Source organism: Serratia proteamaculans (assembly GCF_013337185.1).
Lineage (GTDB): Bacteria > Pseudomonadota > Gammaproteobacteria > Enterobacterales > Enterobacteriaceae > Serratia > Serratia proteamaculans_D.
Genome location: NZ_SWDE01000004.1, coordinates 61413 through 81979 on the forward strand (window position 1 = coordinate 61413; position 20567 = coordinate 81979).

At 55.1% G+C, this 20567-nt stretch carries 20 protein-coding genes; 11 read left to right on the forward strand and 9 right to left on the reverse strand.

Annotated elements, in window-relative coordinates; translation table 11 throughout:
* Positions 1–61: 61 nt before the first annotated feature.
* Both dusA and pspG read left to right on the forward strand, forming a co-directional pair.
* Complete coding sequence (gene dusA / locus FCL49_RS16465; RefSeq protein WP_174354389.1) at positions 62–1072, forward strand: tRNA dihydrouridine(20/20a) synthase DusA; 1011 nt, start codon at positions 62–64, stop codon at positions 1070–1072.
* Positions 1073–1231: 159 nt separating this feature from the next.
* Positions 1232–1450 (forward strand): envelope stress response protein PspG, encoded by a 219-nt coding sequence (gene pspG, locus FCL49_RS16470; RefSeq protein ID WP_174354390.1) that lies wholly within the window; start codon positions 1232–1234, stop codon positions 1448–1450.
* Positions 1451–1761: 311 nt separating this feature from the next.
* On the opposite strand, the gene FCL49_RS16475 is transcribed toward pspG, so the two are convergent.
* Together FCL49_RS16475 and FCL49_RS16480 are read right to left on the reverse strand one after the other, a co-directional pair.
* Complete coding sequence (locus FCL49_RS16475; protein WP_174354391.1) at positions 1762–2196, reverse strand: lysozyme inhibitor LprI family protein; 435 nt, start codon at positions 2194–2196, stop codon at positions 1762–1764.
* A 118-nt stretch (positions 2197–2314) separates the two neighbouring features.
* Positions 2315–3304, reverse strand: a complete 990-nt coding sequence (locus tag FCL49_RS16480; RefSeq protein ID WP_174354392.1) for a quinone oxidoreductase — start codon at positions 3302–3304, stop codon at positions 2315–2317.
* 177 nt (positions 3305–3481) lie between these two features.
* On the opposite strand from FCL49_RS16480, the gene dnaB reads away from it, so the two are divergent.
* Positions 3482–4906, forward strand: coding sequence for a replicative DNA helicase (gene dnaB, locus FCL49_RS16485; RefSeq protein WP_012147143.1), 1425 nt, complete (start codon positions 3482–3484; stop codon positions 4904–4906).
* A gap of 17 nt (positions 4907–4923) precedes the next feature.
* Positions 4924–6003, forward strand: coding sequence for an alanine racemase (gene alr, locus FCL49_RS16490; RefSeq protein WP_174354393.1), 1080 nt, complete (start codon positions 4924–4926; stop codon positions 6001–6003).
* Positions 6004–6045: 42 nt separating this feature from the next.
* Here the strand turns inward: alr and FCL49_RS16495 are convergent, their stop codons facing one another.
* On the reverse strand, positions 6046–6813 hold the full coding sequence (locus FCL49_RS16495) for a transporter substrate-binding domain-containing protein (RefSeq protein ID WP_174354394.1): 768 nt from the start codon (positions 6811–6813) through the stop codon (positions 6046–6048).
* A gap of 214 nt (positions 6814–7027) precedes the next feature.
* Between FCL49_RS16495 and FCL49_RS16500 the strand changes: the two genes are divergently transcribed.
* From FCL49_RS16500 to maa, 5 genes are all read left to right on the forward strand, one after another.
* On the forward strand, positions 7028–7495 hold the full coding sequence (locus tag FCL49_RS16500) for an Lrp/AsnC family transcriptional regulator (protein WP_012147140.1): 468 nt from the start codon (positions 7028–7030) through the stop codon (positions 7493–7495).
* Positions 7496–7577: 82 nt separating this feature from the next.
* Positions 7578–8771, forward strand: a complete 1194-nt coding sequence (locus FCL49_RS16505; RefSeq protein ID WP_174354395.1) for an amino acid aminotransferase — start codon at positions 7578–7580, stop codon at positions 8769–8771.
* Positions 8772–8893: 122 nt separating this feature from the next.
* Positions 8894–9310 (forward strand): secondary thiamine-phosphate synthase enzyme YjbQ, encoded by a 417-nt coding sequence (locus FCL49_RS16510; RefSeq protein ID WP_017894193.1) that lies wholly within the window; start codon positions 8894–8896, stop codon positions 9308–9310.
* A 4-nt stretch (positions 9311–9314) separates the two neighbouring features.
* A complete protein-coding gene (locus FCL49_RS16515) occupies positions 9315–9668 on the forward strand; it encodes an MmcQ/YjbR family DNA-binding protein (protein WP_135318239.1) in 354 nt (117 codons plus the stop codon).
* A 163-nt stretch (positions 9669–9831) separates the two neighbouring features.
* Positions 9832–10389: a maltose O-acetyltransferase gene (gene maa, locus FCL49_RS16520; protein WP_012147136.1), complete on the forward strand. Its 558-nt coding sequence runs from the start codon at positions 9832–9834 to the stop codon at positions 10387–10389.
* A gap of 36 nt (positions 10390–10425) precedes the next feature.
* Here the strand turns inward: maa and FCL49_RS16525 are convergent, their stop codons facing one another.
* The gene (locus tag FCL49_RS16525) at positions 10426–11478 is read right to left on the reverse strand and encodes an NAD(P)-dependent alcohol dehydrogenase (RefSeq protein WP_174354396.1); all 1053 of its coding nucleotides are present in this window, start codon (positions 11476–11478) and stop codon (positions 10426–10428) included.
* A gap of 222 nt (positions 11479–11700) precedes the next feature.
* On the reverse strand, positions 11701–14532 hold the full coding sequence (uvrA, locus tag FCL49_RS16530) for an excinuclease ABC subunit UvrA (protein ID WP_174354397.1): 2832 nt from the start codon (positions 14530–14532) through the stop codon (positions 11701–11703).
* A 277-nt stretch (positions 14533–14809) separates the two neighbouring features.
* On the opposite strand from uvrA, the gene ssb1 reads away from it, so the two are divergent.
* Positions 14810–15355, forward strand: coding sequence for a single-stranded DNA-binding protein SSB1 (gene ssb1 / locus FCL49_RS16535; RefSeq protein WP_085119715.1), 546 nt, complete (start codon positions 14810–14812; stop codon positions 15353–15355).
* A gap of 96 nt (positions 15356–15451) precedes the next feature.
* Here ssb1 and FCL49_RS16540 read toward each other — a convergent pair whose 3' ends face one another.
* The 3 genes from FCL49_RS16540 to FCL49_RS16550 all read right to left on the reverse strand — a co-directional run bounded on the left by FCL49_RS16540 (position 15452) and on the right by FCL49_RS16550 (position 19130).
* Entirely contained in the window at positions 15452–17002 is a 1551-nt protein-coding gene (locus tag FCL49_RS16540) for a lytic transglycosylase F (RefSeq protein ID WP_174354398.1), read from the reverse strand.
* A 124-nt stretch (positions 17003–17126) separates the two neighbouring features.
* On the reverse strand, positions 17127–18242 hold the full coding sequence (gene fic, locus FCL49_RS16545) for a protein adenylyltransferase Fic (protein WP_174354399.1): 1116 nt from the start codon (positions 18240–18242) through the stop codon (positions 17127–17129).
* A gap of 138 nt (positions 18243–18380) precedes the next feature.
* Positions 18381–19130 (reverse strand): 3-oxoacyl-ACP reductase family protein, encoded by a 750-nt coding sequence (locus FCL49_RS16550; protein ID WP_174354400.1) that lies wholly within the window; start codon positions 19128–19130, stop codon positions 18381–18383.
* Between the two features lie 130 nt (positions 19131–19260).
* Here FCL49_RS16550 and FCL49_RS16555 point away from each other — a divergent pair, with 130 nt between their 5' ends.
* Positions 19261–20178 carry a LysR family transcriptional regulator gene (locus FCL49_RS16555; RefSeq protein ID WP_174354401.1) on the forward strand — a complete coding sequence of 306 codons (918 nt, stop codon included), beginning with the start codon at positions 19261–19263 and terminating at the stop codon, positions 20176–20178.
* Positions 20179–20234: 56 nt separating this feature from the next.
* Here the strand turns inward: FCL49_RS16555 and bhsA are convergent, their stop codons facing one another.
* Positions 20235–20495, reverse strand: coding sequence for a multiple stress resistance protein BhsA (gene bhsA / locus FCL49_RS16560; protein ID WP_012147129.1), 261 nt, complete (start codon positions 20493–20495; stop codon positions 20235–20237).
* Positions 20496–20567 lie beyond the last annotated feature (72 nt).

Here is a 20567-nt window from a genome sequence, read left to right on the forward strand (position 1 = left end):
CCGTTTGCGGCAGTACGCCGTTCGTTGAAACCAGACAGAATCAGGTAGCCAGTAACCCAGCATGACGACAGATAACAACGCTTCAAAATACGCCGCCAATCGTTTCTCCATCGCGCCGATGCTCGACTGGACCGATCGTCATTGCCGCTACTTCCACCGCCTGCTGACCAAGGAAACGCTGCTGTACACCGAGATGGTGACTACCGGCGCGATTATCCACGGCAAGGGCGACTATCTGGCTTACAGCGAAGAAGAACATCCGGTGGCGCTGCAACTGGGCGGCAGCGATCCGGCCGCGTTGGCGCACTGTGCCAAATTGGCTGAGCAGCGTGGCTATGACGAGATCAATCTTAACGTCGGTTGTCCGTCCGATCGGGTGCAGAACGGGATGTTCGGTGCCTGTCTGATGGGGCAGGCAACGCTGGTTGCCGACTGCATCAAGGCGATGCGTGACGTGGTGTCGATCCCGGTGACGGTGAAAACCCGTATCGGTATTGACGACCAGGACAGCTATGAATTTCTGTGTGATTTTATCGCCACCGTTGCCGGCCGCGGCGAGTGCGATATGTTCACCATTCATGCGCGCAAAGCCTGGCTGTCGGGCCTGAGCCCGAAAGAGAACCGCGAAGTGCCACCGCTGGACTATCCGCGCGTCTATCAGCTAAAACGTGATTTCCCAGAACTGACCCTTGCCATCAATGGCGGGGTGAAAACTCTGGAAGAGGCTAAGCAGCATCTGCAGCATCTGGACGGCGTAATGATGGGGCGTGAAGCCTATCAGAACCCGGGCATTCTGGCGCGGGTCGACAGTGAACTGTTTGGCCGCCAGACCGAGGTGATGGACAGCGTGGCGATTATTGAGTCGTTGTATCCTTACATCGAACGCGAGCTGTCGAACGGTACCTATTTGGGCCATATCACCCGCCATATTCTGGGCCTGTTCCAGGGGGTGCCAGGTGCGCGCCAGTGGCGCCGCCACCTGAGCGAAAATGCCCATAAGCCAGGAGCCGATGCGCGCGTGGTTGAACAAGCACTGGATTTGGTGCGCTTACCCCGTACCGAGATGGCGTAATCGAAATAAATATCTGACTAAAAGTTAGCGTTTTTGACCAGGCATGTCGCATTATGTGATGTGCCTTTTTTTTAATTTCAATCACTTAGTCTCTACGCCGTTCTGGCACGCTTCTTGTAATAGCTCAGCAGATACTTTGTTTTGCGAAGGAGCAAAATCATGTTGGAACTCTTCTTTCTGGTCGGTTTTGTTGTGATGCTGATGGTGACCGGGATTTCACTGCTGGGCGTGTTTGCCGCGTTACTGGTGGCGGCGGCGTTTATGTTACTCGGTGGGCTGTTTGCGATGGTGATTAAGCTGTTGCCATGGTTAATTCTGGCAGTGGTAGGTGTCTGGATCTATCGTTCGATGCAGAAACCACAAATACGCCGCTACTGATTTTTTGTTGAATAATCAGTCGGTCACACTGAAATCTACGCAACAGACTTGTTCTGAATGCGGCCGCGATCACAGCTTGGTGCTTTAAATGCTAATGCGGCGCATTAGCCATGTTTTTTGCGTTTCTGGGCTGTTAGGATATTTGTCGATGCAGCGATGCGACCGATTTCATCACCGCAAGAGACATTGACCTAATACGAGTGTTGCTCAAGCAACCCGCTGTCTCGGGCGGACTCTGCTCTACCCCTACAAACGCAGTAATAGAAAAGGCTCCGCAAGGAGCCTTTTCTATTGGGCATAATCCAGCATTATCAGGATCTTGGCCAGGTATCGCTTTCGAGTTGCTGAGTACGTTCTATGGTCATAATCAGGTTGCATGATGCCGCATCTGTTGCGTCGCCAGAGCCATGGGGGCCAGCAATCAGTGCATTACACTGACTGTCTTTAAACTTCAGCCAATCTCGTTGCGCCTGGCGCCAGGCTTTCGGTTCTGGGGCGGTAAGCTTGAGAGATTCTTTATAGGCTTTGTTCAGCCGTGCATCCCAAAACTTGAATTCCGCTGCGATGCAGGCCTCAGCACCGCCAGTGCTACCGCCTTGTTTGTCCATGCACTGCAGGTAGGTGGCAGAGTAAGGGTATTTCACCCCTGCACCTTTCTCTGCGTTCTGGGTAGCGGCCTGCGCTGCGGTGACGAATGCAGGGGCTGCGGCGAAAACCAGTGCTGCGGTCAGCATTTTTATTTTCATTTCAGCGTAATTTCCTTATTGAACAACATTAATTGCCAGTGGATCATATTTCATCTCCACTGGTTTTTCGATGCTGCGCAGCACTTTATACTACCTGTTAATTGTAAGGGTATTTGTCTCAGCGACCGGGGATCAACAAGCTTGAACCGCTAGTGTTACGGCTTTCCAGCACCTGATGCGCGCGCTGAGCATCGGCCAACGCAAACTTTTGCTCTTCCTTCACATCGACTTTAATAGCCCCGCTGCCGATCAATGAAAACAGCTCATTGCTGGCATACTGCAGTTCAGCACGGTTGGTAATGTAGCCGTTAAGCGAAGGGCGGGTGACGTACAGCGAGCCTTTTTGGTTCAGCAACGCCAGATCAACCCCGGTGACCGGGCCAGAGGCATTGCCGAAGCTCACCATCAGCCCACGGCGTTTCAGGCTGTTAAGCGAGGCCTGCCAGGTACTTTGACCTACCGAGTCGTAAACGACGCCGACTTTCTCGCCCTGGGTCAGTTCAGACACGCGCTGGGCGATATCTTCTTTATGGTAATTGATGGTTGCCCAGGCGCCGGCGTGCTTCGCCAGCTCGGCCTTTTCGTCGGAGCCAACGCTGCCGATCAGTTTTGCCCCAAGCGCTTTAGCCCACTGGCAGGCAATCAGCCCGACACCGCCCGCGGCGGCATGGAACAGGAACACTTCACCCGGTTGCACCTCATGGGTTTGGCGCAGTAAATAATGCACCGTCAACCCTTTCAGGAAAGAGGCCGCGCCTTGCTCAAAGCTCAGGTTATGCGGCAGCAATGCCACCTTATCCTGCGAAACGTTGTGCACTTCGCTGTAGGCTCCCAGCGTCGACTGGGCATACACCACCCGGTCACCCGGTTTTAGCACGCTGACACCGGCACCGACCCTGGTAACTACCCCGGCTGCCTCGGTGCCCAACCCGCTCGGTAGCCTGGCGGGCGGGTACAGACCGCTACGTACGTAGGTGTCGATATAGTTGATGCCGATCGCCTTGTTCTCGATCTGCACCTCACCGGCTGCCGGGTCTACGGGGGTAAAATCAACGTATTGCAAGACTTCCGGGCCGCCGGTGGCGGAGAATTGAATGCGCTTTGCCATTTCATTACCTCGAGTGGGGGTCTGATTTCACCCTACGCGTTTTAGCATCGGCGATCCAGTTTGCCCTGGGGTGGCTTGATACTTTTTGCATCTGTTATGCGCAGGAATCACAGCTAAAAATCACGTATACTCTCGCGTCAGGATCCTCCATTCGCCACCGGATAAAGAATACGTTTCATGGCAGGAAAAAAACCAACCAACAGAACAAACGCAGACGAAGCCAAAGAGCGCCCAAGAGACCGCCAGATGGAAGGGCTGAAGATGCCGCCACATTCGCTGGAGGCGGAACAGTCCGTGTTGGGCGGTTTGATGCTGGATAACGAACGTTGGGACAACGTGTCCGAACGCGTAGTCTCCAACGATTTCTTCAGCCGCCCGCATCGCCTGATCTTTACCGAGATGCAGCGCCTGCTGGAAATGAGCCGACCGATCGACCTGATCACCCTGTCCGAATCGCTGGAACAGCGCGGTGAACTCGATTCCGTCGGTGGCTTCGCCTACCTGGCCGAATTATCGAAAAACACCCCAAGTGCTGCCAACATCGGAGCTTATGCGGATATCGTGCGTGAACGTGCGGTAGTGCGTGAGATGATCTCGGTGGCCAATGAAATCGCCGACGCCGGTTACGATCCACAGGGTCGCAGCAGTGAAGACTTGCTCGATCTGGCCGAATCCCGGGTGTTCCAAATCGCGGAAAACCGTGCCAGCAAAGATGAAGGCCCGAAAGGCATTGAGCGTATCCTGGAAGACACCGTTGCGCGCATAGAACAGCTGTATCAGCAGCCGCACGATGGCGTTACCGGGGTAGATACCGGCTATCAGGATCTCAATAAGAAAACCGCCGGTTTGCAGAAATCGGATCTGATCATCGTCGCCGCCCGTCCTTCGATGGGTAAAACCACCTTCGCCATGAACCTGTGCGAACACGCCGCGATGACGCAAGAAAAACCGGTACTGATCTTCAGCCTTGAGATGCCAGGCAACCAGATCATGATGCGTATGCTGGCGTCGCTTTCGCGTGTAGACCAAACGCGCATTCGTACCGGTCAGCTCGATGACGAGGACTGGGCACGAATCTCCAGCACCATGGGTATCCTGCTTGAGAAGCGCAATATGTACATTGATGACTCCTCCGGCCTGACGCCAACTGAAGTCCGCTCCCGCGCACGCCGTATTTTCCGTGAACATGACGGCCTGAGCCTGATCATGATCGACTACCTGCAGCTGATGCGCGTGCCGTCCTTGTCTGACAACCGTACGCTGGAGATCGCTGAAATTTCCCGCTCGCTCAAGGCGTTGGCGAAAGAACTGCAGGTGCCGGTGGTGGCGCTGTCGCAGTTGAACCGAAGCCTGGAGCAGCGTGCCGACAAGCGCCCGGTCAACTCCGACCTGCGTGAGTCCGGTTCCATCGAGCAGGATGCCGACCTGATTATGTTCATCTACCGTGATGAGGTTTATCACGAGAACAGCGATCTGAAAGGGATTGCCGAAATTATTTTAGGTAAGCAACGTAACGGCCCAATCGGTTCCGTACGCCTGACCTTTAACGGCCAGTGGTCGCGTTTCGATAACTACGCGGGACCACAATATGATGACGAATAATCAGCTAAGGAACTGAAATGAAAGCGGCAACCGCTGTAATCGACCGCCGCGCTCTGCGACATAATCTGCAACAGGTGCGCCGTCAGGCGCCGCAAAGTCGCCTGATTGCCGTTGTGAAAGCAAACGCTTATGGACATGGCCTGCTGGAAACAGCGCATACTCTGCAAGACGCCGACTGTTACGGCGTGGCGCGTATTGGCGAGGCGCTGATGCTGCGCTCCGGCGGTATCGTCAAACCGATCCTGATGCTGGAAGGCTTCTTCTGTGCCGAAGACCTGCCGGTGTTGGTGGCCAATAACATCGAAACCGCCGTACACAGCATCGAACAGCTTGAAGCGCTGGAGCAGGCCACGTTGGCGCGTCCGGTACCGGTATGGATGAAGCTCGATACCGGTATGCATCGTCTGGGTGTGCGCCCGGAGCAGGCAGAGGCGTTCTATCAGCGTCTGAGTGCCTGCCGTAACGTGGTGCAGCCGGTCAATATCATGAGCCATTTCAGCCGCGCCGATGAGCCTGAGTCGGACACTACGCTCAAGCAAATTCAGTGTTTTGAAAGCTTTGCCGCCGGTAAACCGGGGCAGCGTTCGATCGCCGCCTCCGGGGGCACTCTGCTGTGGCCGGATGCGCACAACGAGTGGGTTCGCCCAGGCATTATCCTGTACGGTGTTTCACCGATGGAAGGCTCTCAGGGCTGTCAGTATGACCTGCAACCGGCCATGACGCTTAAATCCAACCTGATCGCGGTGCGTGAACACAAAGCCGGTGAATCGGTGGGCTACGGCGGCACCTGGGTTAGCGCAGCGGATACCCGTTTGGGCGTGGTGGCAATGGGTTATGGCGACGGCTACCCGCGCAGTGCACCTACCGGGACACCGGTGTGGCTTAACGGCCGTGAAGTGCCGATAGTGGGCCGGGTGTCGATGGACATGATGTCGGTCGATCTGGGGCCGGAGGCTACCGATAAGGTTGGCGATGAAGTGGTGCTGTGGGGCCAGGCTTTACCGGTCGAACGCATTGCCGACTGTACCGGCATCAGCGCTTATGAACTGATTACCAAACTGACGCAGCGCGTGTCGATGGAATACATCGGCGAATAGCCTGTGAGGGGCCAGCGCCTGCCGGCCCCAATCAATAACGCGTTATTTCTTTACCGCCAGCCACCGATCGATAATGCTCTGATACTCACCGGTCGCTTTGGACAGGTGCAGCCACTGATCTACATACAATTTCCAGCTTAAATCATCACGCGGCAGCATGTAGGCCTTCTCGCCGTACTGCATCGGTTTTTTAGGGTTCACCGCGCACAGTTTCGGAAAACGTTTTTGCTGATACAGCGCCTCGGAGGCGTCGGTGATCATGACATCGGCTTTCTTGTCGACCAACTGCTGGAAAATGCCCACGTTATCATGGGTCAGCGTCAGCTTGGCCTTGGGCAGATAGGCATGCACGAAGGCTTCGTTGGTGCCGCCCGCCGGCTCCAGCAGACGCACCGACGGTTTATTGATCTGATTGATGGTGCGATATTTCTTCACGTCAGTGCAGCGTACCAATGGGATCTTGCCGTCGGTATCCAGCATGTCGGCGAAAAATACCTGCCTTTGCCGCTGCAGCGTGACGGAGATACCGCCCATGGCGATGTCGCATTTACCGGCGACGAAGTCCGGCGTCAGGGTTTTCCAACTGGTTTTGACCCATTTCACTTTGGCGCCCAGGCTTTTGGCCAGCGATTCCGCCATGTCGATATCAATGCCTTCATAGCTCCCGTCTTCTTTCAGGAAGGTATAGGGCTTGTAATCGCCGGTGGTACACACTTCCAGTGTGCCCTGCTGGATCACCTTATCCAGGTGCGATTGGGCGCTGGCGCTCCCGGCGGCGACCAGCAGTGCGAAAGGTAATAACTTTTTCATCGGCGTCCTTTTTATACATTCGTGGTTTTATGCGCTCTTTAGCCGTTAATTGTTGCTGACTTGCGCGAGTTACCCATTTTTTATGCCATTAGCAAGGGGAAACGTTCGGCATTGCTGCTGCGCGCTTCACAACCTCGGTGGGGGAAGGGTATCCACAGTCAAAAAACTGATAGGCTGTAACGTCAACATTTATTAACACAGTTTACAGGTGGCTATGTACAACATTGACGATTTTGATATGAAAATCCTGACGCTGCTACAGGCCAATGGCCGTCTGACCAATCAGGAACTGAGCGATCTGGTGGGGTTGTCTGCTTCCCAGTGTTCCCGGCGGCGCATCAGTCTGGAGCAGGCACAGCTGATCCGCGGCTACCATGCACGGCTGGCACCGGAGGCCGTCGGGCTGGGGCTGGTGGGGCTGATAGAAGTGAGCCTGACACACCATGCTCAGGAGCAGATCGACAGTTTCCACCAGATGCTGGAAGAAGTGGACGCCATTCTTGACGCCTATAAAACTACCGGCGATGCTGATTATCTGCTGAAAGTGGCGGTGGCGGACCTGCCGGCGCTGGACGACTTTATCAGTCAGACGCTGTCGCGGCATAAAAGCGTGGCGCATATCAAAACGGCGGTGGTGCTCAACCGAATCAAGGAAAACGGTTTGTTGCCGGTTGCGCGATAAAGCTAAAACCGAACGCCGTTTTCCGTCTATATTAGAGCCTGATGCTGTGCCCCCGAACCCTAATAATCCAGGAGAACAACCCGTGTTTCAGAACGTTGATGCCTATGCAGGTGACCCGATCCTGTCGCTGATGGAAAAATTCAAAAAAGATCCCCGTTCGCACAAGGTTAACCTGAGTATCGGCCTTTACTATGACGAGCAGGGCATTATCCCGCAGATGAAGGCGGTTGCCGCCGCAGAAGCGCAACTGAGCAGCGTGGATCATGGCGCGTCAGTGTACCTGCCGATGGAAGGCCTGCTGCCTTACCGTACTGCCATTCAGCACCTGCTGTTCGGCGCTGAGCACCCGATGTTGCAACAGGAGCGTATCGCCACCATTCAGACCGTGGGCGGTTCCGGCGCGCTGAAGGTTGGGGCCGACTTCCTGAAAAGCTATTTCCCGGATTCGCAGGTGTGGGTCAGCGATCCGACCTGGGAAAACCACATCGCCATCTTTGGCGGTGCCGGCTTCAAGGTTAATACCTACCCCTACTTCGACAGTGAAAGCCTGGGCGTGAAGTTTGACGCCATGCTGAGCGCATTGAAACAGCTGCCGAAGCACAGCATCGCGTTGCTGCACCCGTGCTGTCATAACCCGACCGGTTCTGACCTGACCCATGCTCAGTGGGATGAAGTGGTCAAAGTGATTGCCGAACGTGAACTGATCCCGTTCCTGGATATTGCCTATCAGGGCTTTGGCGGCGGGATTGCCGATGACGCCTATGCCATCCGCACCATTGCTGCGGCCGGTCTGCCATGCCTGGTGAGCAATTCGTTCTCGAAAATCTTCTCGCTGTACGGCGAACGCGTCGGCGGCCTGTCGGTAGTGTGCGAAAGCGAAGAGGCGGCCGGGCGCGTATTGGGTCAGTTGAAGGCTACGGTTCGCCGCAACTATTCCAGCCCGCCGAACTTCGGTGCGCAGGTGGTGGCGAAGGTGCTGAACGATACCCAACTGAAAGCCCAGTGGCTGGCAGAAGTCGAAACCATGCGCACCCGCATCCTTGAGATGCGCAAAACGCTGGTGGAAGCGCTGAAAGTTGCTCTGCCGCAGCGTAACTTCGATTACCTGCTGGAACAGCGCGGTATGTTCAGCTACACCGGTTTCAGCGCAGCCCAGGTCGATCGCCTGCGTGAAGAGTTCGGTGTGTACCTGATCCACAGTGGCCGTGTCTGCATGGCCGGCCTGAACCATAACAACGTGCATCAGGTGGCCGAGGCGTTTGCCGCAGTGCAATAATGTTGTTAGGGTTTGAAGTTCGCAAGGGAGCGATAGCGATATCGCTCCCTTTTTGTTGTCGGTTTGCCGCCGGAGTTGCTGCAAACTGGATAGAGAATATACTGATTGAGGGGCGCTCACTCATGTGGCATCAGCAAACGCTAATCCTCAGCGCAAAAGCGCGTGGTTTTCATCTGGTTACCGAAGAGATTACCGACCAGCTAACCCACTTACACCGCCTGCAAACTGGCCTGTTGCATCTGTTGTTGCAACATACCTCAGCCTCGCTGACGCTGAACGAGAATTGCGATCCTACGGTACGAGCCGATATGGAACAGCATTTCCTGCGTCAGGTGCCAGAGAACGCACCCTATCAGCACGACTACGAAGGGCCGGACGACATGCCGGCACACATCAAATCCTCTCTGCTGGGCACGTCTCTGACGTTGCCTGTCGGTCACGGGCGGCTGATGCTGGGCACATGGCAGGGAATTTGGCTGGGGGAGCACCGCATCCACGGCGGTTCACGCCGGGTTGTGGCCACTTTACAGGGGGAATAACCCAATGAATAACACAGCACTGCTGGAGTACTGCATGGCGAAGCCGGGCGCGGAACAGAGCGACCAGAACCAGTGGCAGGCCAGTCAGATCAAGGTTGGCGACGTGATGTTCGCCATGGTGTGCGAGGTGCAGGGGCGGCCGGCGCTGGCGGTAAAATCCAGCCCGGAACTGGCGGAGAGCCTGCGGGAACACCATCCCGAGATCGTCGCCTGTGAGCGGCTGAACAAAGCGCACTGGAATACGGTGTTTCTTGACGGCAACCTGCCGAACTCGCAGTTTTATACCCTGATCGACAGTTCTTATCAGTTGGTGCTGGAAGGGTTACCTGAACACGTGCGTCAGGAATTGCGCGCTTAAGCGTTGAGGGCAGGCACACTGCCTGCCTTTTTGAGCATCCATCTCCCCATTTCCCTGTCATATTGTGATCGCCATTTGATGCTGGGAACGTTCCCGTTTCATTATTCCACGGGAACGACTAGGCTTTTGAACCATAAACTGCCAGACCAAAGGATGCCGTGAGATGGCCATGAGTGAACAGAAACGCAAGATGATTGCCGGCGAGTTGTATGATGCCGGCGACGAGCTACTGCGCAGCGAGCGTAAGCATGCACGTCAGTTGGTACACCATTACAACCATTCTTCCCCGGATGAGACTGACCTGCGTAAACAGTGGCTGGCAGAGCTGTTGGGTCAGTATCAGGGCGGAACCATCGAGCCGACGTTTCGCTGCGATTACGGTTACAACATCTACCTGGGTAAAAACTTTTACGCCAATTTTGACTGCGTGATCCTCGACGTGTGTGAAGTGCATATCGGTGATAACTGCATGCTGGCGCCAGGGGTGCATATCTACACCGCCACTCATCCGCTGGATGCGGAAACCCGCGTCGGCGGCGCGGAGTTCGGCAAGCCGGTGCGCATTGGCGATAACGTGTGGATTGGCGGTCGGGCGGTGATTAATCCAGGCGTGACTCTGGGGGATAACGTGGTGGTGGCATCCGGGGCGGTGGTCACTAAAGACGTACCGGCCAACTGCGTGGTCGGCGGCAACCCGGCACGGGTGATTAAACAACTGTGAGAAAAAATCGGGCGCCACAGTGGGCGCCCGAAGTGCTTAAGCTCGCAGTGAGTTGATATCCACCACGAAGCGGTATTTCACGTCGCTTTTCAGCATCCGTTCATAGGCCTGGTTGATTTGCTGCATCGGGATCAGCTCGATATCCGAGGTAATACCGTGCTGACCACAGAAATCCAGCATCTCCTGAGTTTCTGCAATACCGCCGATCAGCGAACCGGCGAGGCGGCGGCGTTTCATGATCAGATTAAACACCTGCGGTGACGGGTGATCGTGTTCCGGGGCACCGACCAGCGTCAGAGTGCCGTCGCGGCGCAGCAGATTGAGGAACGGGTTCAGATCGTGCTGTGCTGCGACGGTGTTAAGAATAAAGTCGAAGCTGTTGGTGTGCTGCGCCATCTGTTCTGGGTCGCGGGAAATCACTACTTCGTGGGCACCGAGGCGTTTGGCGTCCTCGACTTTGGACTCGGAGGTCGTGAACAGCACCACATGCGCGCCCATTGCCCGGGCCAATTTGACGCCCATATGTCCTAATCCGCCCAGCCCAACAATACCGACCTTTTTACCGGGGCCGGCACCCCATTGGCGCAACGGGGAATAGGTGGTGATACCGGCGCACAGCAGTGGCGCTACACCGGCCGGATCGAGGTTCTCCGGTACCCGCAGCACAAAGTCCTGGTCCACGGTCATCGCGGTTGAGTAGCCGCCGTAGGTGATGGCACCGGTTTGCCGATCCTGTCCGTTATAGGTGCCGGTAAAGCCGTTTTCACAGTATTGCTCCAGCCCTTCATCACAGCTCGGACAGCTACGGCAAGAGTCCACCATACACCCCACGCCGACCAAATCGCCGACCTGATAGCGTGAAACATGGCTGCCGACGGCGCTCACGCGGCCAACAATCTCGTGGCCGGGCACCACCGGAAAAATCGTGTTGCTCCATTCGTTGCGGGCCTGGTGCAGATCAGAATGGCAGACGCCACAGAACAGAACGTTGATTTGCACATCGTGGTCGCGCAGGGCGCGCGGCGTGTAATCAAAAGGAACAAGCGCTGACTTGGCGTCGTGCGCGGCATAGGCGTGCGTAATGTTCATGGTCACTCCAGTCATCAAAGGGTGGGGAACTACTTCCGGCAGCAGGATGCCGGTGAGGCGCGGCCTGGATACAGCGGGTGGCCACAGAGGGAACATTGATGATAAAAGCTGCGAGCGGGGAGGGAAATGCCTGAAAATGTCTAAATCTTGCCTGTTTCTGTTCAATTTGAGCGAAACAGGTAATAGCGCGGGCCGTCACCGGGACGGCCCGCCGGGCAGGGATTACTTCTTCTTCAGTAACGGCTTAAGGAAGCGCGCGGTATGCGAAGCCTCGCAGTTGGCCACGGTTTCCGGCGTACCGGCAACCAGGATCTCACCGCCGCCGCTGCCGCCTTCCGGCCCCAGGTCGACGATCCAGTCCGCGGTTTTAATCACGTCCAGGTTGTGCTCAATTACCACGATGGTATTGCCCTGGTCGCGCAGCTGATGCAGTACCGCCAACAGTTGCTGGATATCGGCGAAGTGCAGACCGGTGGTCGGCTCATCCAGGATATACAGCGTTTGGCCGGTGCCGCGTTTCGACAGTTCACGCGCCAGCTTGACGCGTTGCGCCTCGCCGCCGGACAGCGTGGTGGCCGACTGGCCGAGACGGATGTACGACAGGCCCACTTCCATCAGGGTTTGCAGCTTGCGTGCCAATGCAGGCACCGCGTCGAAGAATTCGCGTGCCTCTTCGATGGTCATTTCCAGCACTTCGTGAATGCTTTTGCCTTTGTACTTCACTTCCAGCGTTTCGCGGTTATAGCGTTTGCCTTTGCACTGGTCGCACGGTACGTAGATATCCGGCAGGAAGTGCATTTCAACCTTGATCACGCCGTCGCCCTGACAGGCTTCGCAGCGGCCCCCCTTGACGTTAAAGCTGAAGCGGCCTGGGTTGTAGCCACGGCTACGTGACTCAGGCACGCCGGCGAACAGTTCACGCACCGGGGTGAAGATACCGGTGTAAGTCGCCGGGTTGGAGCGTGGAGTACGACCGATCGGGCTTTGATCGATGTCGATTACCTTGTCAAAATGCTCCAGGCCAGTCACTTCGCGGAACGGTGCCGGTTCAGCCAGGGTAGCGCCGTTGAGCTGGCGCTGGGCGATTGGGAACAGCGTGTCGTTGATCAGCGTTGACTTGCCCGAGCCGGAAACCCCGGTAATGCAGGTAAACAGCCCCACCGGCAGCGTCAGCGTCACGTCTTTCAGGTTGTTGCCGCGTGCGCCGCTCAGTTTCAGCACCTTGGTCGGATCGGCCGGTACACGCTGCTCAGGGATGGCAATCTCACGTTTGCCGCTGAGGAACTGGCCGGTCAGTGATTCCGGCTTAGCCATAATGTCTTCGACGGTACCTTCTGCCACCACCTGACCGCCGTGCACCCCGGCACCGGGGCCGATGTCGATCACGTGATCGGCGGCGCGGATGGCATCTTCGTCATGCTCAACCACGATCACCGTGTTACCGAGGTTGCGCAGGTGGATCAGCGTTTCCAGCAGGCGTTCGTTGTCACGCTGATGCAGGCCGATTGACGGCTCGTCCAGTACGTACATCACGCCCACCAAACCGGCGCCGATCTGGCTGGCCAGACGGATACGCTGTGCTTCACCGCCGGACAGGGTTTCCGCCGAGCGCGACAGCGACAGGTAGTTCAGGCCGACGTTCACCAGGAATTTCAGGCGATCGCCAATTTCTTTCAGCACTTTCTCGGCAATCTGGGCGCGCTGGCCGCTGAGCTTCATATTCTGGAAGAAGGTCATGGCGTGGCCGATGCTCAGATCGGAGATTTCCGGCAGCGTGGTGTCTTCAACAAACACGTTGCGCGCTTCTTCGCGCAGGCGGGTGCCGTGGCACGAAGCGCAAGGACGATTGCTGATAAACTTGGCCAGCTCCTCGCGTACCGCGCTCGATTCGGTCTCTTTATAGCGGCGCTCCATATTGTGCAGCACGCCTTCGAACGGATGGCGGCGCACGGTGGTATCACCGCGATCATTGATGTATTTGAATTCTATGGTCTCTTTGCCGGAACCGCTGAGCACCGCTTTCTGCACGTTGGCATCCAGGCTGTTGAACGGCGCTTCGACGTCGAACGCGTAATGCTCCGACAACGAACGCAGCATCTGGAAGTAATAGAAGTTACGGCGATCCCAGCCGCGGATCGCACCGCCGGCCAGCGAAAGCTCAGGATTTTGTACCACACGTTCCGGATCGAAGAACTGCTGCACGCCCAGGCCGTCGCAGGTCGGGCAGGCACCGGCCGGGTTATTGAACGAGAACAGCCGCGGTTCCAGCTCGCGCATGCTGTAGCCGCAGATGGGGCAGGCGAAGTTGGCGGAGAACAGCAACTCATCGGCTTTCGCGTCGTCCATGTCGGCGACGACGGCCGTGCCGCCGGACAGCTCCAGCGCGGTCTCGAACGATTCCGCCAGACGCTGCGACATATCGTCACGCACCTTGAAGCGATCGACCACCACTTCGATGGTGTGTTTTTTCTGCAGCTCCAACTTTGGCGGATCGGAAAGATCGCAGACCTCACCGTCGATACGCGCACGGATATAGCCCTGGGTGGCCAGGTTTTCCAGCGTTTTGGTATGCTCGCCCTTGCGGTCTTTTACCACCGGTGCCAGCAGCATCAGGCGTTTGCCTTCCGGCTGGTTGAGTACGTTGTCCACCATCTGGCTGACGGTTTGCGCCGCCAACGGGACATGGTGCTCCGGGCAGCGCGGTTCGCCGACGCGGGCAAACAACAGGCGCAGGTAATCGTGGATCTCGGTGATGGTGCCGACCGTAGATCGCGGGTTATGTGAGGTCGATTTCTGCTCGATGGAGATCGCCGGTGACAGACCTTCAATGTGGTCGACGTCCGGTTTTTCCATCAGCGAGAGGAACTGGCGTGCATAGGCGGAGAGCGATTCAACGTAGCGACGCTGCCCTTCGGCATACAGAGTATCAAAGGCCAGCGAGGACTTGCCTGAACCGGACAAACCGGTGACGACGATCAGCTTGTCACGCGGGATAATCAGGTTGATGTTTTTGAGATTATGGGTTCGAGCACCACGAACTTCGATATTGTCCATTTACACTTCCCGTCTTGATGATACACCGCGCCTGTCTGGGTGATTTACGGACGATTTTGTGATCGAACGCGCAAAAAACCGGCACAGCCAGTACGAAACGCATAATTATGACACAAAAAAACCTGAATGAATATCCAGTATACGAATGCAACAAGGTCGATCGAAACGACAATTCTGGAATACAATACGCAGTTATCAACACGGGTGTCGTTTCGGGCTGAGCGTGTTAAACTTACTCGTTTATACTGTGTAAAAATCAATCTTCAGGAGAGTTCTCATGGCCAGCAGAGGCGTAAACAAAGTAATTCTGGTCGGGAATCTGGGCCAAGACCCAGAAGTCCGTTACATGCCGAATGGCGGCGCAGTGGCCAACATTACCCTGGCGACCTCCGAAAGCTGGCGTGACAAGGCGACTGGCGAGCAGAAAGAAAAGACCGAGTGGCACCGCGTTGTGCTGTTCGGCAAGCTGGCTGAAGTGGCGGGCGAATATCTGCGTAAAGGTTCCCAGGTGTATATCGAGGGCGCTCTGCAAACCCGTAAATGGACCGATCAGGCTGGCGTAGAAAAATACACCACTGAGATCGTTGTGAACGTGGGCGGCACCATGCAGATGCTGGGCGGCCGTCAAGGCGGTGGCGCACCTGCAGGCGGTGGCCAGGCTTCCGGTGGTCAGGGCGGCCAGGGCGGTTGGGGTCAGCCTCAACAGCCGCAAGGCGGCAACCAGTTCAGCGGTGGCCAGCAGGCTCGTCCAGCGCAAAACAATGCGCCGGCAGCCAGCAGCAACGAACCGCCAATGGATTTCGACGACGATATTCCTTTCTAGGATTTACCTAAGAACATTTAGTAATGAATTATCTATCAAGCCTCTGTTAATACAGGGGCTTTTTTGTTTCTGAAAGAGGCTACCTTCACGCCAAACTCACTGCCCGGCTGGCGCTTCTTGCGGCTTCTCTGCTGCTGGCGCACTTTTGGATTGGTCCATCGCCTGTTGCTTGCGAGTCCGCTGCTCCATGATCAACCGATAAGCGACGTAATATTTGTAGATGTTGCTGACATAGGTCACCGTCTCGGCACCAATCCGTTCGGCGGCCAGGTATTCCACATTGCCAAACCAGATATTGGGGTTAAAGCCACGCTTCTCGGTTTCGGCTCGCAAACGAGCGATGCGTGCTGGGCCTGCGTTGTAAGAGGCGAATGAGAACAGCACTTTGTCGAGGGGCGTCATTGGCTCGTCAGCGTAATAGCGATCTATCATCCAGCGCATGTATTTCACCCCGGCATTGATATTGGGATCCAGTTTGCGGATGTCGCCGACTTTCAGCTCTTTGCCGGTGCCCGGCATCACCTGCATAATACCGATAGCCCCCACCGGGCTGCGGACAGACTGGTTGAGGCGCGACTCCTGATAGCCCTGAGCCACCATCAGTAGCCAGTCCACGTTATAGCGATCGCCATATTTCCTGAACACGTCCACCATCGCCAGAAATTTGGCGCGCTCCTTCTCCGAGGCCGCATTTTTGACATATTTGGCATTTTTCAGGTAGCGCAACAAAATGGTGTTCCCCAGCTTGCTGCCCTGGCGATTCTTCTCTACGAAGCCGTTGAGCAAAGCGAGTAACTGCGGATTATTCTTGCGCACCGCCCAGGCGATATCGGCATCGTCACGCAGCACCACATTTTCGTGCAGCTGAATTTTAGGGAAAACCTGTTTCCAGAATAGCGCTTTATGGCGGTCAACCACGATAAGTGGAATCAGGCCGGCACTCAGCATCTCGATCAAATCCTCATCCTCGAGCGCTTCGGGCGCGGTCTCCAGGATAACGGGAGGACGTGATTCCTGGGCAAAGCGTTTATTCAGGGCTTCAAGGCTTTCGTAATAGCTCGATGAGCGGCGCACGAAGACCGTTTTACCGGAAAGTTGTTCCAGGTTTTCCACCTTGGGCGAGGAGGGGCCAGAAATCAGCAGTTCCTTAACTTTCGGATAAAGGGGCGTAGTGAACGTCACTTGCTCCTGACGTGCAGGAGTCACGGTGAGGTTGGAGGCAGCAATGTCTCCCCGGCCTTCATTGAGGGCATTGAGTAACTGGTCACGAGCTACCGGCACGAAGATGACGCGTACTTTGAGGTGGCGCTGTTTGAGCTTTTTATCCTTCATCAACTTGAGATTAAGGTCGCGCTCGAACTCGATAAATATGTCATGGGTGGCTCCACGCTGGGTGCCATTGGTGATAAAGAAAAAGGTCTTGCTGTAAGTCGTCAATACCCGAATCACCCGTCGGTCGAGCATGCCTGGCAAATCCCCCTGCCAGGGGCGCATGATGTCGTCCATATTGACCTGGAGCGTCTCGGGTTCCTCCTGATCCAGCGTTTTATCCTTTACCGGAGCAGCATAAACTGAACCGGCAAACAGCAGGGCTGTGAGACTCATCAGGCAGGCGATGAGCAATCGTTGGGAAGAGGTGGCGTTCATGGAAGACACTCCGAATGGTGCGTCTTTTCATTGTAGTCAAACCAGGATTATCTGGCGTAAATAGACGGTCGGTTGGATTATCGGGAACGTTAGCGAATCATCTAACGCTTTTAACGAATTTTTATTAATTATTATAAAGGTAGCGATTAAACTGATTACTGTCATGCGACATCAGTGTTGTCAGCTTAGGGTGTACAAAAAGCTTTTCTTTCCCAGCCTGTATTTCCTGTAATACACCGATATCACAGAGCTTTTTTAGGTAATCAGATGCGGTTTGTCGCTTGGCTATACCGCTGTCGACCAAGTTTGTTATTCGGCAGTAGGGTTGCTCAAATATGATATGCACTAGCTCGTGACTGTAGATTTTCGGTAAGCAGTGTTTAATGTATTCATTGGTATGTTCAATAAGAGATCTGACAGCAGCAATTTTCCCAGTAGTCCATTTAGCTGTTTGTTCTACTGCGGTCAGCATGTAAATAATCCAATCTTTCCAATTTCCAGCAATGGTGACCTGCATCAGTGAACGGTAATACTCGCTCTTATGTTGAACGATATAACGGCTTAAATAGAGAATAGGTAGAGTGAGGAGTTCCTGTTCTATCAAATACAGGATGTTAAGGATGCGTCCGGTTCGTCCATTGCCGTCGATGAAAGGGTGTATAGCCTCAAACTGATAGTGCGCAACCGCCATTTTTATCAGGGGGTCAAATCCATCTTCAGCATGAAGGAATTGTTCCCAATTACTTAATAAATCGCGGATTTTCTTCTCACCTACTGGAGGAGTATAGATTACATCTCCGGTACTTTGATTGCTCAATGTAGTCCCAGGTATTTTACGTATATCCATTTTGATGGCTTTTAATCGACTGCAGATTTCAATTGCCGTGTTGGTACATAGTGGCTTATGGGCTAAATGTACAAATCCCTCATAGAGCGCGCTGCGGTAACGTAAGGCCTCTTTAGTTGCAGGATCGGCCATGCTGTCTTCCTGGGAGTATTGAAACAGCCTGTCTGATGTCGTGACTATATTCTCTATCTCTGAGCTATCTTTTGCTTCCAATAGAGGTAATAAATTGATTAGTAAACTTTGGTTTGGCAATAACTCACCTGCCTGTTTAAGCTCAGCTAGCGCGGCTCTGGCGGGAATGCACGCCTTAAAAATCACAATGGATTCAATCAGTTCTACTGATGGGGGGAGTAAAGGTATTGTGTTGAACGGTTGTTCTGGTTGCCATGTCATGTTTGTTTTTCTCAATTTTGTCGACATGAATTTAGTATATGTCGACACTTTAAACACGTAAATAGAACGTGTCGATAAAATAAAAAAAAATCGACACGTGTTAATAACGTGTCGATAGCTTAAACATGATCGTTGAAATTAAGCCGAGAAGCCGCCGTCGATACTCAGGCTGGCACCGGTGATATAACCCGCCTCAGGGCCAACCAGATAGGCGACGAAGCTGGCGATCTCCTCATCCTTGCCGTAACGACTGATCGCCATCATCCCTTTCAACTGTTCGGCGAAATCGCTGTCGGCCGGGTTCATATCGGTATCTACCGGGCCGGGCTGCACGTTGTTAACGGTAATGCCGCGTGGGCCGAGATCGCGAGCCATACCTTTGGTCAGGCCGACCAGAGCAGATTTACTCATCGCATAGACTGCACCGCCGGCAAATGGCATACGTTCGGCGTTGGTGCTGCCAATATTGATGATGCGACCGCCGTCATTCATATGACGGGCGGCCTCCTGGCTGGCGACAAACACGCTGCGAACGTTCACCGCCAGCGTGCGGTCCAGGTCTTCCAGCGGCAGTTCTTCGGTGCTGCCCATCGCCAGCACGCCGGCGTTGTTCACCAAAATATCCAGATTGCCCAGGCTATTTACTGCCTGGCGCACCGCCTGCTGCAGAGCCGCAGCATCGGCACTGTCGGCCTTGATAGCCAGCGCCTTGCCGCCGGCAGCGGTGATTTCACCGACCAGTGCATCGGCTTTACCGGCGGAAGAGACGTAAGTGAAAGCCACGGCGGCACCTTCGCGCGCCAGGCGTTTGGCGATGGCGGCACCGATGCCGCGTGAACCGCCCTGAATGAATGCGACTTTGCCTTGCAGAGAGAGAGTTGCGGACATGATGTTTCTCCAGAGTGGGATTAGGTTAATAAAGCTACCGGTTCAGTATCGGAGAAACGCGGAACGGTAACTAGCCACAAAGAGCTATAATCAGCTTAAACCACTGGTTTGAAATCATCGGAGAAAAATCATGCTCGGCCATCTGGAATGTTTTGTCAGCAGCGCAGAGAGCGGCAGTTTTTCCGCCGCCGGTCGCAAATTGGGGATCAGCTCTGCGGCGGTGGGAAAGAACGTCACCAAACTGGAGACGCTGGTGGGCGTACGGCTATTCCAGCGCAATACTCGCAAATTAACGCTGACCGAAGAGGGCGAACGTTTTTTACAGGAGGTCAGCGGCGGTTTGCTGTCGATCCAGTGCGCATTGAAAAGTTTGAGTAGCAGTGGTGGGGTTGCTGCGGGAACCTTAAAAGTCAGTATGGGTACCGCTTTTGGCCTGCATTTTGTCTTGCCGATGTTGCCGGACTTTCTGGCGCGTTATCCGGCGATTATTCCAGACTGGCATTTTGATAACCGTCAGGTAGATCTGATTGGTGAGCATTTTGATGCGGCAATGGGAGGCGGTATCGAGCTGGCGCAGGGGATGATCGCCCGCGAACTGGCACCGGCACACGGCGTGCTGGTGGCTTCGCCGCAGTATTTGCAACAGCACCCGTCGCTCCAGCAGCCGGAACAGTTGGTGAGTCATGCGGGCATTTTTATTCGCTCACCGCAAACCGGGCGAGTCCGCAACCTGCCGCTGCGCAATGCGGATAACGAGCAACGGGCGCCGAGCATGCAGATAAAAATGACGGTAAACGAGCCGGAAGCGGCGGCACGGGCAGCAGAAATGGGATTAGGCATTGCGCTGATCAGCATGCCGAACGCATTACCTTATCTGGAGAGCGGTCGTTTGGTACGGGTATTGCCAGGCTGGTATGTCGATCGCGGTAGCGTGCATCTCTATTTCCCTACCACCAAGTTCCTTCCCACCAAAACCCGGGTATTTGTCGATTTTATTACCGAACAATTCCGCCTGCAGAAGCTGGCTGCTCGCTTTGATGCACGCTAGAAACAAGAAAAGCCCCTTGCGGGGCTTCATTTCTTCCGTCAGTGACTGTCTGACGATCAGTTGAAGATTTCTGCGGTGCCGTACAGTTTGTTCTGGCCACCGGCGGAGATGATACGGTAAGAGCTGGCGCCTGATGCTGCGGCTTTGTTGGCCAGTTCAGTTTCCAGTGCACTCAGGTTAGAGGCGCCGCTAACGGACACCACACCGATTTTCTGCGCGTCGGCAGCAGGTTGGCTGGTTGGCTGGTCGGCAGCAACGCTGGCGAAAGAGGCGGTAGTCAGCAGCAGTGCAGTAGCAAAAATTTTGATGTTTTTCATGATTCAATCCTCAGGGTATTTTTTAGGTGAGAGGTTGTTGCCTCTCGATGTGGTAGATAATAGGCTGACGCG

What these genes read in the sequence shown, in the direction of transcription:
- FCL49_RS16515 (WP_135318239.1), top strand. Translation starts at nt 9,315, where the DNA reads ATGAATAACACAGCACTGCTGGAGTACTGCATGGCGAAGCCGGGCGCG.
- maa (WP_012147136.1), top strand. Translation starts at nt 9,832, where the DNA reads ATGGCCATGAGTGAACAGAAACGCAAGATGATTGCCGGCGAGTTGTAT.
- fic (WP_174354399.1), bottom strand. Translation starts at nt 18,242, where the DNA reads ATGACATGGCAACCAGAACAACCGTTCAACACAATACCTTTACTCCCC.
- uvrA (WP_174354397.1), bottom strand. Translation starts at nt 14,532, where the DNA reads ATGGACAATATCGAAGTTCGTGGTGCTCGAACCCATAATCTCAAAAAC.
- FCL49_RS16510 (WP_017894193.1), top strand. Translation starts at nt 8,894, where the DNA reads ATGTGGCATCAGCAAACGCTAATCCTCAGCGCAAAAGCGCGTGGTTTT.
- alr (WP_174354393.1), top strand. Translation starts at nt 4,924, where the DNA reads ATGAAAGCGGCAACCGCTGTAATCGACCGCCGCGCTCTGCGACATAAT.
- bhsA (WP_012147129.1), bottom strand. Translation starts at nt 20,495, where the DNA reads ATGAAAAACATCAAAATTTTTGCTACTGCACTGCTGCTGACTACCGCC.
- FCL49_RS16525 (WP_174354396.1), bottom strand. Translation starts at nt 11,478, where the DNA reads ATGAACATTACGCACGCCTATGCCGCGCACGACGCCAAGTCAGCGCTT.
- FCL49_RS16550 (WP_174354400.1), bottom strand. Translation starts at nt 19,130, where the DNA reads ATGTCCGCAACTCTCTCTCTGCAAGGCAAAGTCGCATTCATTCAGGGC.
- dusA (WP_174354389.1), top strand. Translation starts at nt 62, where the DNA reads ATGACGACAGATAACAACGCTTCAAAATACGCCGCCAATCGTTTCTCC.
- ssb1 (WP_085119715.1), top strand. Translation starts at nt 14,810, where the DNA reads ATGGCCAGCAGAGGCGTAAACAAAGTAATTCTGGTCGGGAATCTGGGC.
- pspG (WP_174354390.1), top strand. Translation starts at nt 1,232, where the DNA reads ATGTTGGAACTCTTCTTTCTGGTCGGTTTTGTTGTGATGCTGATGGTG.
- FCL49_RS16540 (WP_174354398.1), bottom strand. Translation starts at nt 17,002, where the DNA reads ATGAACGCCACCTCTTCCCAACGATTGCTCATCGCCTGCCTGATGAGT.
- dnaB (WP_012147143.1), top strand. Translation starts at nt 3,482, where the DNA reads ATGGCAGGAAAAAAACCAACCAACAGAACAAACGCAGACGAAGCCAAA.
- FCL49_RS16480 (WP_174354392.1), bottom strand. Translation starts at nt 3,304, where the DNA reads ATGGCAAAGCGCATTCAATTCTCCGCCACCGGCGGCCCGGAAGTCTTG.
- FCL49_RS16495 (WP_174354394.1), bottom strand. Translation starts at nt 6,813, where the DNA reads ATGAAAAAGTTATTACCTTTCGCACTGCTGGTCGCCGCCGGGAGCGCC.
- FCL49_RS16555 (WP_174354401.1), top strand. Translation starts at nt 19,261, where the DNA reads ATGCTCGGCCATCTGGAATGTTTTGTCAGCAGCGCAGAGAGCGGCAGT.
- FCL49_RS16500 (WP_012147140.1), top strand. Translation starts at nt 7,028, where the DNA reads ATGTACAACATTGACGATTTTGATATGAAAATCCTGACGCTGCTACAG.
- FCL49_RS16475 (WP_174354391.1), bottom strand. Translation starts at nt 2,196, where the DNA reads ATGAAAATAAAAATGCTGACCGCAGCACTGGTTTTCGCCGCAGCCCCT.